General features: G+C 73.3%; 10 protein-coding genes. All 10 read left to right on the forward strand.

Annotated features, from left to right (window positions below; all coding sequences use genetic code 11):
- Nucleotides 1–3: 3 nt before the first annotated feature.
- The 10 genes from NQ165_RS08960 to NQ165_RS09005 all read left to right on the forward strand — a co-directional run bounded on the left by NQ165_RS08960 (nt 4) and on the right by NQ165_RS09005 (nt 12,456).
- Nucleotides 4–237, forward strand: a complete 234-nt coding sequence (locus NQ165_RS08960) for a YbdD/YjiX family protein (protein ID WP_374940940.1) — start codon at nt 4–6, stop codon at nt 235–237.
- A gap of 19 nt (nt 238–256) precedes the next feature.
- Nucleotides 257–1,438 carry a sensor histidine kinase gene (locus tag NQ165_RS08965; protein WP_257532755.1) on the forward strand — a complete coding sequence of 394 codons (1,182 nt, stop codon included), beginning with the start codon at nt 257–259 and terminating at the stop codon, nt 1,436–1,438.
- A complete protein-coding gene (locus tag NQ165_RS08970; protein WP_257532757.1) occupies nt 1,435–2,202 on the forward strand; it encodes a LytTR family DNA-binding domain-containing protein in 768 nt (255 codons plus the stop codon). Before NQ165_RS08965 ends, NQ165_RS08970 begins: the two co-directional genes overlap by 4 nt.
- A gap of 30 nt (nt 2,203–2,232) precedes the next feature.
- Nucleotides 2,233–2,643 carry a heavy metal transporter gene (locus tag NQ165_RS08975; protein WP_257532759.1) on the forward strand — a complete coding sequence of 137 codons (411 nt, stop codon included), beginning with the start codon at nt 2,233–2,235 and terminating at the stop codon, nt 2,641–2,643.
- Nucleotides 2,640–4,127 (forward strand): cation acetate symporter, encoded by a 1,488-nt coding sequence (locus NQ165_RS08980; RefSeq protein ID WP_257532761.1) that lies wholly within the window; start codon nt 2,640–2,642, stop codon nt 4,125–4,127. The genes NQ165_RS08975 and NQ165_RS08980 overlap by 4 nt, the downstream gene beginning before the upstream one ends.
- Nucleotides 4,128–4,168: 41 nt before the next feature.
- Nucleotides 4,169–6,730: a DEAD/DEAH box helicase gene (locus NQ165_RS08985; RefSeq protein ID WP_374679391.1), complete on the forward strand. Its 2,562-nt coding sequence runs from the start codon at nt 4,169–4,171 to the stop codon at nt 6,728–6,730.
- Between the two features lie 53 nt (nt 6,731–6,783).
- Nucleotides 6,784–7,320, forward strand: a complete 537-nt coding sequence (locus NQ165_RS08990) for a DUF1697 domain-containing protein (protein WP_257532765.1) — start codon at nt 6,784–6,786, stop codon at nt 7,318–7,320.
- Nucleotides 7,321–7,472: 152 nt separating this feature from the next.
- Nucleotides 7,473–8,045, forward strand: a complete 573-nt coding sequence (locus tag NQ165_RS08995) for a hypothetical protein (protein WP_257532767.1) — start codon at nt 7,473–7,475, stop codon at nt 8,043–8,045.
- Nucleotides 8,046–8,198: 153 nt separating this feature from the next.
- Nucleotides 8,199–10,118, forward strand: coding sequence for a DNA helicase RecQ (gene recQ, locus NQ165_RS09000; protein ID WP_257532773.1), 1,920 nt, complete (start codon nt 8,199–8,201; stop codon nt 10,116–10,118).
- Between the two features lie 226 nt (nt 10,119–10,344).
- On the forward strand, nt 10,345–12,456 hold the full coding sequence (locus tag NQ165_RS09005; RefSeq protein ID WP_257532769.1) for an acyl-CoA dehydrogenase: 2,112 nt from the start codon (nt 10,345–10,347) through the stop codon (nt 12,454–12,456).
- The last annotated feature ends 95 nt before the right edge of the window (nt 12,457–12,551 follow it).

The raw sequence follows: 12,551 nt of genomic DNA on the forward strand, positions 1-12,551 counted from the left end.
GTTGTGCGCGGGGGGCTTGCGGCGCCCGGGGGGCTGGTGGGAGGGTGGTCCCCGGGGCGACGGGCCGGCCGCGGCATCCGCTGGTACATCGAGACGCTCATGGGCGACCGTGCCTACGAGACCTACGTCGCGCATCACCGCACCGTGCACCCCGGGGAGGCGCCCCTCACGGAGCGGCAGTTCTGGCGCCAGAAGATGGACGACCAGGACCGCAACCCCGGCGCGCGCTGCTGCTGAGCGCCCCTAGGCTTCGCTCATGCCGGATGCCGTGGTGATCGCCGGCCTCGTGGGTGTGGCCGTCGGGGCGGCGCTGGCGCTGGGGCTGGTGTTCGCGCGCCGGGTGGCCCGTGGCACCCGCGACCTGGGCAGCGACGCGGAGCGTGCCGAGCACCGCACCCTGCACCTGGCCGCTCAGGCGGCGGCGGCGCTGCGCGGTGGCGGGGCGCCTGCGGACCGCGCCCGCGCGGCGAGACACCTGCGCACCCTGCTGGGAGCGGGGGCGGTGGCCATCGTCGGGCCGCACGACGACGTCGCCGTCGACGGCGGCGCGGCCGATGCCGACACCGTGGCCCGCCGGGTGGCGGCGCGCGTGCGCGCGACGGGACGCCGTCAGGTGTTTCCCCGACCGCAGGCCGGCCAGCCGGAGTCGGTGGGGGCCCCGATCATCGTCGACGGTGAGCCGTGGGGCGCGGTCGTGGCGTTCGCCGACCCGGTGCGCGCTCCCCTCGTGCGTGCCGTCGGCGACGTCGCCGACTGGTGCGCGGCGCAGCTCGCGCTGGGGGAGCTGGAGACGAACCGCACCGCCCTGGCCGAAGCGGAGCTGCGGGCGCTGCGGGCGCAGATCAGCCCGCACTTCATCTACAACGCCCTCACCGCCATCGCCTCGTTCATCAGCACAGACCCGCCCCGGGCGCGGGAGCTGGTGCTGGAGTTCGCGGACTTCACGCGGTACTCCTTCCGCCGGCAGGGGGAGTTCACGACGCTCGCCGAGGAGCTCGGCAGCATCCACTCCTACCTCGCCCTCGAGCGCGCGCGCTTCGGCGAGCGGCTCGCGGTGCGCCTGCGTGTGTCCCCCGAGACGCTGTCGACGGTGATCCCGTTCCTGTCGGTGCAGCCGCTGGTGGAGAACGCCGTGCGGCACGGTCTCGAACCGGGCGAGCGGGGCGGCATGGTGACGATCGCGTCGGTCGACGACGGGACGCACACCGAGATCACCGTCGAGGACGACGGGGTCGGCATGTCTCCCGAAGCCGCCGCGGCACTGCTGGCCGGGGAGCCGACGGCGGGGCACGTGGGGCTGCGCAACGTCGACGCGCGGCTGCGCCAGTTGTACGGTCCGAGGGGCGGCCTCGTGCTGGAGACGAACCACGGCGCCGGCACGCTGGTGCGCCTGCGGGTGCCGAAGTCGCAGCCCCGTCACGAGACGGGCGTCGCGTGAGCGCGGCGCCCGGTGCCGACGACACCGCGCGTCGGCCCGCGCCGGTCATCGACGTGCTCGTGGCCGACGACGAACCGCCCGCCCTGGCCGAACTCGTGGCGCTGCTGGGCGGCGACGGCCGCATCGGCACCGTGCACGCGGCATCGGGCGGGCCCGAGGTGCTGCGGCTGCTCGAGCGGCACCGGGTGGCCGCGGCGTTCCTCGACATCCACATGCCCGGCCTGTCGGGGCTCGACCTCGCCCGAGTCTTCGACCGGTACGGCCCTCGGCCGGCGGTCGTCTTCGTCACCGCCGACGAGGCGCGGGCCGTGGACGCGTTCGACGTGGACGCGCTGGACTACGTGCTCAAGCCGGTGCGGGCGGAGCGCCTGCGGCGGGCGGTCGACCGGGTGATCGCGGCAGCCTCGGCGGAGGCGGGGCCGGTCGCCGCCGTCGCCGACGAGACCGTCCCGGTGACCGTTGGGTCGGCGGTGCGGCTGGTGCGCCGCAGCGAGGTGCGCTGGGTGCACGCGCAGGGCGACTACTCGCGGCTGTGGACCCCGTCCGGCGGGCATCTCGTGCGCATCCCCATCTCCGAGCTCGAGGAGCGGTGGGCTGCGGCCGGCTTCATCCGCGTGCACCGCTCCTACCTCGTGCACCGCGACGCGGTGGTGGAGGTGCGGCTGTCAGGCGCGGCGCCCACCGTCGTGCTGGCGGAGATCGAGCTGCCCGTCAGCCGCCGCCTCGCCCCGGTCGTGCGCGAGCGTCTGGTGCGGCCCGCCTGAGGGCGTGGGCGGCAGCGGTAGCGTCGGGGCATGGATGCCGGGAGCGGGGGCGGGCCGCCCGAGCGGGTGCGCGTGACGGCGCCGGCGGCGCCCGCCGTGGCATCCGTCACCCGGGGTATCGCCGCGTCCGGCGCTCCGGTGCGTGAGGCCGGCACGGTCTATGTGCGCTCGCTCGTCCGTGTGCAGCTGCGCCTGGCCCTCGGATGCCTGCTGGCGTTCCTCCTCGTGGCCGGAGCGTTCACGGTGGCGATCTTCGTCGTCGCCGGCCTCGACGAGCCGGTCGTCGCGGGGGTGCCGCTGTCGTGGTTGATGCACGCGTACGGCTACTACCCGATCATCCTCGCCTTCGCCGTGGTCTTCGCCCGCGCGGCCGGACGCAACGAGCGACGGTACCGCGCACTGGCGGAGCCGGAGCCCGCGGAAGGGACGGCGCCGGCGTGAGCCCGCTGCTCGATCTCACCGCCATCGCCCTGCTCGTGGCGGCGACGGCCGTGCTGGGGTTCGCGGGGCTGCGCATCAGCCGCACCACCGGTGACTTCTTCGTCGCCTCCCGCAGCGTGCGCCCGGTCTGGAACGCGTCGGCCATCAGCGGTGAGTATCTCTCGGCGGGCACGTTCCTCGGCCTGGCCGGACTCGTGCTGCTGTCGGGGTCCGACGGCTTCTGGTTCCCGATCGGATACGCCGCCGGATACCTCCTCGTGCTGCTGTTCGTCGCCGCACCGCTGCGCCGCAGCGGCGCGTACACGATCCCCGACTTCGTCGAGGCGCGACTGGAGTCGCGCATCGCACGTCGCGTCACGAGCGCGATCGTGCTGATCACCGGATGGCTCTACATCGTGCCGCAGCTTCACGGCGCCGCCATCGCCCTCGGCGTCGTGGCCGATGTGCCCGGGTGGGTGGGGTCGGTGGTGGTGGCGGTGCTGATCGCCGGCATCGTCGCGGCGGGCGGCATGCGCGCCGTGACGGCCGTGCAGGCCATGCAGTACTGGCTCAAGCTCACCGCGCTGGCGCTGCCGGCGGTGCTGCTGCTGATCGCCCTGTCCGACGGCGAGCCCGCGTTCGACCCCGCCGCCGTCTTCCCCGCGGAGGCGGGACCGGCCGGGGCGGACGTGTACCGCACGGCGTCGCTGCTGCTGGCGCTGCTGCTGGGGACCATCGGCCTGCCGCACGTGCTCGTGCGGTTCTACACGAGCCCAGACGGCGTCGCGGCCCGCCGCACGACGGTGCTCGTCATCGGGATGGTGGGGGTGTTCTACGCGGTGTCGAGCACGATGGGCCTCATCGGCCGGGTGGTCGCACCCGACCTGGCGCACCCGGGCATGGCCGACACGGTCGTGCTGGCCCTGCCCTCGCGGGTGTTCCCCGGGCTGCTGGGCGAGCTGCTCACCGCGCTGATCGTGGCGGGCGCGTTCGCGGCGTTCCTCGCCACCTCGTCGGGCCTGGTGGTGTCACTGGCGGGCGTCATCAGCCAGGACGTCTTCTCGGGCTCGGTGCGGTCTTTCCGCCTCTCGGCGGTGCTGTGCACGATCGTGCCGCTGGCCGTCGCGCTGCTGACCGTCCCGTCGGGCCTCGTCTCCAGCGTCGGCACGGTGTTCGTCTTCGCCGCATCGGCGCTCACCCCGGTGCTGCTGCTGGGGGTGTGGTGGCGCGGCCTGACCGCCCGCGGCGCGACGGCGGGGATGGTGTGCGGTGCGGTGTTCTGCGGCGGCGCGCTGCTCGCTTCGGGGCTCGCCCCCGTCGAGGGGTGGACCGCCGGCCCCGTCGTGCGCGCCCTGCTCGACCAGCCGGCGGCGTGGACCATTCCGCTGTCGACCCTCGTCGTCGTCGCCGTCTCGCTCGCCGACCGTCGCCGTCGGCCCGGTCGCACCGAGCGGTATCTCGCGCGCCTGCACCAGCCCGAGCGCCGGGCGGACGCGGCCGGTTGAGTGCGTCAAGCCCGCGGGTCCGCGGGCGCCGCGGGGCGGCGATGGCCGCGCGCACAGCCGCGTCGGGCAGACTCGACAGGGTGACCCTTCTCGACGCCGTCCGTGCCGCCCCCGAACCCGACGGCGTGTACGACGCCTTCGTCGGCTGGGCCGCCGAGCGCGGCTTCGCCCTGTACCCGGCGCAGGACGAGGCGGTGATGGAGCTCGTCTCCGGTGCCAACGTCGTGCTGTCCACGCCCACGGGAACCGGCAAGTCGCTCGTCGCGATCGCGGCGCACGCGGCATCCCTCGCCCAGGGTGGGCGCACCTATTACACCGCACCGATCAAGGCGCTCGTCAGCGAGAAGTTCTTCGCCCTGGTCGACATCTTCGGCGCCGAGAACGTCGGCATGGTCACCGGTGATTCCTCGGTGAACCCCGAGGCGCCCATCGTCTGCTGCACCGCCGAGATCCTCGCGAACATCGCGCTGCGTCAGGGGGCGGATGCCGAGGTCGACCAGGTCGTGATGGACGAATTCCATTACTACGGCGACGTCGAGCGCGGCTGGGCATGGCAGGTGCCCCTGCTGCTGCTGCCCCGCGCGCAGTTCCTGCTCATGTCGGCGACCCTCGGCGACGTCACCGGCATCGCCGACGACCTCACCCGCCGCACGGGGCGGCCGACCGCCATGGTCACCGGCGTCGAGCGGCCGGTGCCGCTGCATTTCTCCTACGAGCGGCGCCCCGTGCACGAGGTGGTCGCGTCGCTGCTGGATGAGAAGGAGCGGCCGGTGTACATCGTGCACTTCTCGCAGGCGGCGGCGCTCGAGCGCGCGCAGGCCCTGGCCAGCGGCAAGGTCGCCACACGCGAGCAGCGGGATGCCATCGGCGAAGCCATCGGCGGCTTCCGCTTCAACACCGCGTTCGGCAAGACCCTCTCGCGCCTGGTGCGCGCCGGCATCGGAGTGCACCACGCCGGCATGCTGCCCCGCTACCGGCGTCTGGTCGAGACGCTCGCCCAGCGCGGACTGCTGCAGGTGATCTGCGGCACCGACACCCTGGGGGTGGGCATCAACGTCCCCATCCGCACCGTGGTCATCACGGCGCTGTCGAAGTACGACGGCACCAAGATGCGCCAGCTCTCCGCGCGCGAGTTCCATCAGGTGGCCGGGCGCGCGGGCCGCGCCGGCTACGACCCGTACGGCAACGTCGTGGTGATGGCGCCGGAGTGGGAGATCGAGAATGAGGCGGCCCTGCGACGCGCCGGCGACGACGCCGCCAAGCGCAAGAAGATCGTGCGCAAGAAGGCGCCCACCGGGGCGGTCAACTGGGGCCTCGGGTCGTACGAGAGACTCATCCAGGCCCAGCCCGAGCCGCTCGTGCCGCACCTGCAGCTGACGGCGGCGATGCTCATCAACGTCATCGGCCGCGGCGGCGACGTCTTCGGCAACGTGCGCTCCCTGGTGTTCGACAACCACGAGCCGCGATGGCGGCAGTACGAGCTCGCACGGCGGGCGCTGGCGATCTTCCGCACGCTCGTGGCCGCGGGGATCGTGGAGTCCGCGGCTGACGGCATCCGCCTCACGGTCGACCTGCAGCCGAACTTCGCGCTCAACCAGCCGCTGTCGCCCTTCGCGCTCGCCGCCATCGAGCTGCTCGACCGCGACGTCGAACTGGGGCGGGGGGCGGATGCCGCGGCGGGCTCCGTCGGTACCGGGCACTACGCTCTCGACGTCGTGAGCGTCATCGAGGCGACGCTCGACGACCCGCGCGCGATCCTGAACCAGCAGGAGTACAAGGCGCGGGGCGAGGCCGTCGCGGCGATGAAGCGCGACGGCATCGAGTACGAGGAGCGCATGGAGCTTCTCGAGGAGATCACGTACCCGAAGCCGCTCGCCGAGCTGCTCGCCCAGTCGTTCGAGGTGTTCGCGTCGAGCCAGCCGTGGGTGCGCGACTTCCATCTGTCGCCGAAGTCGATCGTGCGCGACATGTACGAGCGCGCGCTGTCGTTCGGCGAGTTCGTGGCGCTGTACCAGCTCGGCCGCAGCGAAGGGCTCGTGCTGCGCTACCTCAGCGACGCGTTCCGCGCCATCCGGCAGACGGTTCCCGCCGAGGCGCGCACCGACGACCTGCTCGACGTCATCGAGTGGCTCGGGGAGCTCGTGCGGCAGGTGGACTCGAGCCTCGTCGACGAGTGGGAGGCGCTGACCCACCCGTCCGACGACCCCGACGCGCCGGTCGTTCCGCCCGCACCGCCGTCGGTGCTGACCAACCGCCGGGCGTTCACGGTGCTGGTGCGCAATGAGATGTTCCGCCGCGTGCGGCTGGCGGCGCTGCAGGACGACGAGGCGCTCGAGGCGCTCGACCCCGACGTCGGATGGCCCGACCGGCTCGACGCGTACTACGACGAGCACGAGGAGATCCTGGTGGGGGGACCCGCTCGGTCGCCCGCGCTGTGCGTCGTGGACGAGTCGGATGCCGCCGAAGGGCTCTGGCGGGTGGACCAGATCATCGACGATCCCGCCGGCGACCACGATTGGCGCATCCGGGGCGAGGTTGACCTTGCGGCATCCGCCGAAGAGGGCGCCGCCGTCGTACGCGTGACCGAGGTCGTGCGCCTGTAGCGGGTGCGCGTCCGGACGGTGCGGACGGCGCCCGCCGCGGGCACAATGGCACGGTGACGACCTACCTGGCGTTCCTGCGGGCGATCAACCTGGGGGCGAAGCGGGTCTTCCCGAAGGACGACATCCGCCGCGTCGTCGACGAGGCCGGCTTCGCCGACGTCGCGACGCACATCAACACCGGCAACGTGCGGTTCACGACGTCGATGCGCTCCCGGGCGCGCATCGAAGACGTGCTCGAGCGGGCGTTCGCCGCCGACCGCGGCTTCGACGTGCCCACGATCGTGTTCTCCCGCGAGGAGTTCGCCGAGGTCGCCGCCGCTGCCCGCGAGCTCACGGCATCCCACCCCGGCCTGGCGCGCCACTACGTCTACCTCATGAAGCAGCCGCCGTCGGACGATGCGGTCGCGGCGGTGACGCAGACCGCGTCGCCGCTCGGTGAGATGGTGGTGCGGGGCCGCGCCGCGCATGCGCTGCTGCGCCCGGGCTACGAGGACGGCCGGGTCGATCCGCTGGGCGCCGCGAAGCTGCTGGGGGTCGCCACCAACCGCAACGCCAACGTCATCGCCGCCATCGCAGAGCGGTGGTGCTGAGCGCTCGAGCACGGGCGGGGAGTCATCCGCACGTCGTGGCTTTCCGGCGGATCGCGGCGTAGCCTGTCGCCACCGACGGAGGGGGAGCGATGGCCCTGTGGAGACCGCGACGACAACGCGACTCCTCTGGCGCGGTGACGGACGAGGAGCGCATGGCGCGCTACGTGTACCTGCTCAGCACGCTGCCGCCCACGGTCATCGAGCGTGCGCACGAGGCGGCGTTCGGCCGGCTGTCGCTCGAGCGTCGCAAGGAGATGTTCGAGCGCCTGCGGCCGTTCATGTCGGCGCGGGAGCGCGTGCGCGCGCCGCAGCCGGCACTGCTGGCGAGCGTGCTGCAGAGATTGATAGTGGGTGCGGGGGGCGCGGCAACGGGAGCGAGGGCGATCACCGGGGTCGGCGACGATCGGGGCGGCACCGACGCCGCGGGCAGGCGAGAGCGTGCCGGAGTCTGGCCGTTCGACGACCCGCTGCTGGTGGCGCTCGTGGCCGGGCACTTCCTCACCTCGGCGACGATCGTGTCGTATTTCTCCGTGGGCGCCGGGTCGCTGTCGCTCGCGGGAGAGCCGGCGTGGGTCGGCGAGATCGCGGGGGTGCCCGCCGACGGCGGGGCGGTCGGGGGCGGCTTCGACGGTGGGGCGGGGTCCGGTGACGGCGCGTTCGGCGGGTTCGACGGCGGCGGGTTCGGGGGCGGGTTCGACGGCGGCGGGGGCGGCTTCGGGGGATGACCTCAGCCCGGTGTCAGCGGGCCTGGGTAGGGTGTTCGGGTGACAGACGGGCGTGAGACGACGGATGCCGGCTGGGCGCCGGTCGAGGCACCCCCGTTCGATGCCTACGAGCCGCCGCCCGACGAGTGGGCGCCCCCGCCGGACGACGGCTGGATGCCCCCGCCCGACGAGGCGTGGTCACCGCCCCGCGCGGCAGCCGCCCGCGCGGCCCCGCCCACCGCGGCATCCGCCGGGCTGAGCCTGCCGCCGCGCCGGGAGTTCACCGGTGCCGACCCGGCGGTCGTGCTGAAGGAGGTCTTCGGCTACGACGCGTTCCGCGGCGACCAGGGCGACATCGTCTCGCACGTCGTCGGCGGCGGCGATGCCGTCGTGCTCATGCCCACCGGCGCGGGCAAGTCGATCACCTACCAGGTGCCGGCGCTCGTGCGCCCGGGCACGGGACTGGTGATCTCGCCGCTCATCGCGCTCATGCACGACCAGGTCGACGCGCTGATCGCCAACGGCGTGCGCGCCGCCTACCTCAACTCCACGCAGTCCGCAGCCGAGCGGCAGGCCGTCGAGCGGGACTATCTCGCCGGCGAGCTCGACCTCGTCTACGTCGCCCCCGAGCGGCTGTCGAGCCCGCAGACGACCGCGCTGCTGCAGCGCGGCAAGCTCAGCGTCATCGCCATCGACGAGGCCCACTGCGTGTCGCAGTGGGGCCACGACTTCCGTCCCGACTACCTCGCGCTCGGCGATCTGGCCGACCGGTTCCCCGGCGTGCCGCGCATGGCGCTGACGGCCACCGCGACCCGCGCGACGCACGAGGAGCTCACTCAGCGCCTGCAGCTGCCGACCGCGCGGCACTTCGTCGCGAGCTTCGACCGGCCCAACATCCAGTACCGCATCGTGCCGAAGGTCGACCCGCGCCGCCAGCTGGTGTCGTTCATCCGGTCGATGCCCGACGGGTCGGCGGGCATCGTCTACGCCCTCAGCCGCAAGTCGGTCGAGCAGACCGCCGAGTACCTGCGCACGCAGGGCCTCGACGCGCTGCCGTACCACGCAGGGTTGGATGCCGGCATGCGGGCGCGGCACCAGTCGCGGTTCCTGCGCGAGGACGGCGTCGTGATGGTCGCCACGATCGCGTTCGGCATGGGCATCGACAAGCCCGACGTGCGCTTCGTCGCGCACATCGATCTGCCGAAGTCCGTCGAGGGGTACTACCAGGAGACCGGTCGCGCCGGTCGCGACGGCGAGCCCGCCATGGCGTGGATGGCGTACGGCCTCGGCGATGTCGTGCAGCAGCGCCGCCTCATCGATCAGAGCCCCGGCGACCGCACGTTCAAGATGCGCATGGGGCAGCACCTCGACGCCATGCTCGCGCTGTGCGAGACGGTCGAATGCCGGCGCCAGAACCTGCTCGGGTACTTCGGGCAGGAGTCCGGTCCCTGCGGCAACTGCGACACGTGCCTGGAGTCGCCCGAGACCTACGACGGCCTCGTGCCGGCGCAGAAGCTGCTGTCGACGATCGTGCGGCTGCAGCGCGAGCGCAACCAGTCGTTCGGCGCGGGGCACCTCATCGACATCCTCCGCGGCGCCGACACCGAGCGCATCCGCCAGCAGGGTCACGAGCGGCTGGCGACCTATGGGCTCGGGGCGGACCTCACCGACCAGGACTGGCGATCGATCGTGCGGCAGCTGCTGGCCCGCGGCATCCTCGTGGCACGGGGCGACTACGGCACGCTCGCGCTCGGGGAGCCCGCCGGGGCGGTGCTGCGCGGCGAGACCGCGGTGCCGCTGCGCCGTGACACGATCGGGCGACCGGCGGCGGGGGCGCGGGTCCGCAAGGCCTCGGCGGCCGACAGCCTGGGCGAGGGCGACCGCGGCCTGTTCGAGGCGCTGCGGGCGTGGCGCGCCGAAACCGCCCGCGAGCAGGGCGTGCCGGCGTACATCGTCTTCGGCGATGCGACCCTGCGCGCACTCGCCGAGCACCGGCCGCGCACGCTCGCGGACCTGGACGGCATCACCGGCATCGGCGCCAAGAAGCGCGAGGCTTTCGGCGAGGCCGTGCTGGCCGTCATCGCCGCCGCCTGAGCGCTCGCGCTCGGGCATCCGTGCTCGCGACGCCCGATCGGTGAGTCGGTCGTGCTCCCGCTCGGCGGGTCGGCCATGCTCCCGCTCGGCGGTGAGTGTGGGGATGGCACAACCGGGGCGGGCGGTGCGCGCGCCGAAGGGTGTGGACACTGTGCAAACGGTTTGGGTCGGTGTTGTGGGACACCTACGGTCGAAAGACTCCGTCCACCTCGCCGAAGGGTGACCCATGACCGACGCCGCCGTCCGTCCTCACAAGCCCGCGACCAGCACGCGCACCCCCGCCGGCGGGGCGCCCACCGCTGCGCACACCGCCGAGCAGGCCCACGACGCCCGCATCGACATCCCCGCCGTCACCGAGCTGCTGCTGGGGACGTGGGCCGACACCCGCCGCGAGGCGCGCGAGATGGTCAAGGACCCCGCGCTGTGGCGCGTCGACGGACTCTCGATGGTCGAGCACCGCGAGCGGGTGCTCGAGCAGCTGCGCATCGTCGTGCGCCACGGCGGCTCGCGCCGTGCCTACCCGAAGGAGTACGGCGGCCTCGAGGACAACGGCGCCAACGTCTCCGCGTACCTGGAACTGGTGCTCGCCGACCCCAGCCTGCAGGTCAAGGCCGGCGTGCAGTGGGGCCTGTTCGGCTCGGCGATCCACCACCTCGGCACCAAGATCCACCACGACAAGTGGCTGCACGACGTGATGACCCTCGATCTGCCGGGTGCCTTCGCGATGACCGAGACCGGGCACGGCTCCGACGTCGCGGCCGTCGGCACGACGGCCACCTACGAGCCCGAGACCGAGGAGTTCGTCATCCACACCCCCTTCCGGGGGGCGTGGAAGGACTACCTCGGCAACGCCGCGCTGCACGGCCGCGCGGCGACCGTGTTCGCCCAGCTCATCAGCGGCGGCGTCAACTACGGCGTGCACTGCTTCTTCGTGCCGCTGCGCGACGAGAAGGGCGACTTCCTCCCCGGCGTCGGCGGCGAGGACGACGGCGTCAAGGGCGGCCTCAACGGCATCGACAACGGCCGTCTGCACTTCGACCACGTGCGCATCCCCCGCGAGAACCTCCTCAACCGCTACGGCGACATCGCCCCCGACGGCACGTACTCCAGCCCGATCGCGAGCTCCGGCCGCCGCTTCTTCACGATGCTCGGTGCGCTCGTGCAGGGCCGGGTGTGCCTCGACGGCGCCGCGACCAACGCCACCGCCGCCGCCCTCACGATCGCCGTGACCTACGGCAACCAGCGCCGCCAGTTCGACAGCGGCACCGGCACCGACGAGGTCGTGCTGATGGACTACGCGCGGCACCAGCGCCGCCTGCTGCCGCACCTGGCGGCCACCTATGCGCAGTCCTTCGCCGGCGACGAGCTGATCAAGAAGTTCGACGGCGTCTTCAGCGGACGCGCAGACTCCCCCGAGGAGCGCGAAGACCTCGAGACGCTCGCGGCGGCGCTGAAGGCGCTGTCGACGTGGAACGCCCTCGACGCCATCCAGGAGGCCCGCGAGGCGTGCGGCGGCGCCGGGTACCTCGCCGAGAACCGGCTCGTCGGCCTGCGCGCCGACCTCGACATCTACGCCACCTTCGAGGGCGACAACAACGTGCTGCTGCAGCTGGTGGGCAAGCGCCTGCTGAGTGATTTCGCGAAGCAGTTCAAGGGCGCGGATGCCGCCGCCCTCGCCCGCTTCGCCGTCGGCCAGACCGCGGGCAAGGTCTTCCACGGCGCCGGCCTGCGCCGGCTCGGCCAGACCGTCACCGACTTCGGCTCCACCGCGCGCTCGGTCGAGCTGGGCCTGCGCGCCGATCAGCAGCACGACCTGCTGTCCGCACGGGTGCAGCAGATGGTCGCCGACATCGCCGGACGCCTGCGCCCGGCCGCGAAGATGTCGCCGGCCGACGCCGCCGCCCTGTTCAACGAGAACCAGTCCGAGCTGATCGAGGCCGCCCGCGCCCACGGGGAGCTGCTGCAGTGGGAGGCCTTCACCGACGGGGTGAACCGGGCCCCCGACGACGGCACCCGCCAGGTGCTCACCTGGCTGCGCGACCTGTTCGGGCTGTCGCTCATCGAGAAGCACCTCGCCTGGCACCTGATCCACGGCCGGCTCTCCACCCAGCGTGGTGCGGCCGTGTCGAGCTACATCGACCGCCTGTGCGCGCGGCTGCGGCCGCACTCGCAGGACCTGGTCGACGCCTTCGGCTTCGAGCCCGAGCACCTGCGCGCGCCCATCGCCTCGGGCGCCGAGCACGAGCGGCAGGAAGAGGCCCGCGCGCACTATGCGGCGCTCGCCGCGTCGGGCACCGCTCCGGTGTCGGAGAAGACGCTGCACAAGCGCCAGAAGTGACAGGCCCGGGGGGGGGGGGGGGCCCCCCCCCCCCCCCCCCCCCAACCCCCCCCCCCCCCCCCCCCCCCGCGCGGGGGGGGGGGGGGGGGGGCGCC

Origin of the sequence: Microbacterium sp. zg.Y1084 (assembly GCF_024623595.1) — a bacterium.
In the GTDB taxonomy this organism is placed as follows: Bacteria; Actinomycetota; Actinomycetes; order Actinomycetales; family Microbacteriaceae; genus Microbacterium; species Microbacterium wangruii.

What these genes read in the sequence shown, in the direction of transcription:
- NQ165_RS08965 (WP_257532755.1), top strand. Translation starts at nt 257, where the DNA reads ATGCCGGATGCCGTGGTGATCGCCGGCCTCGTGGGTGTGGCCGTCGGG.
- recQ (WP_257532773.1), top strand. Translation starts at nt 8,199, where the DNA reads ATGCCCCCGCCCGACGAGGCGTGGTCACCGCCCCGCGCGGCAGCCGCC.
- NQ165_RS08995 (WP_257532767.1), top strand. Translation starts at nt 7,473, where the DNA reads ATGGCGCGCTACGTGTACCTGCTCAGCACGCTGCCGCCCACGGTCATC.
- NQ165_RS08985 (WP_374679391.1), top strand. Translation starts at nt 4,169, where the DNA reads ATGGCCGCGCGCACAGCCGCGTCGGGCAGACTCGACAGGGTGACCCTT.
- NQ165_RS09005 (WP_257532769.1), top strand. Translation starts at nt 10,345, where the DNA reads ATGACCGACGCCGCCGTCCGTCCTCACAAGCCCGCGACCAGCACGCGC.
- NQ165_RS08975 (WP_257532759.1), top strand. Translation starts at nt 2,233, where the DNA reads ATGGATGCCGGGAGCGGGGGCGGGCCGCCCGAGCGGGTGCGCGTGACG.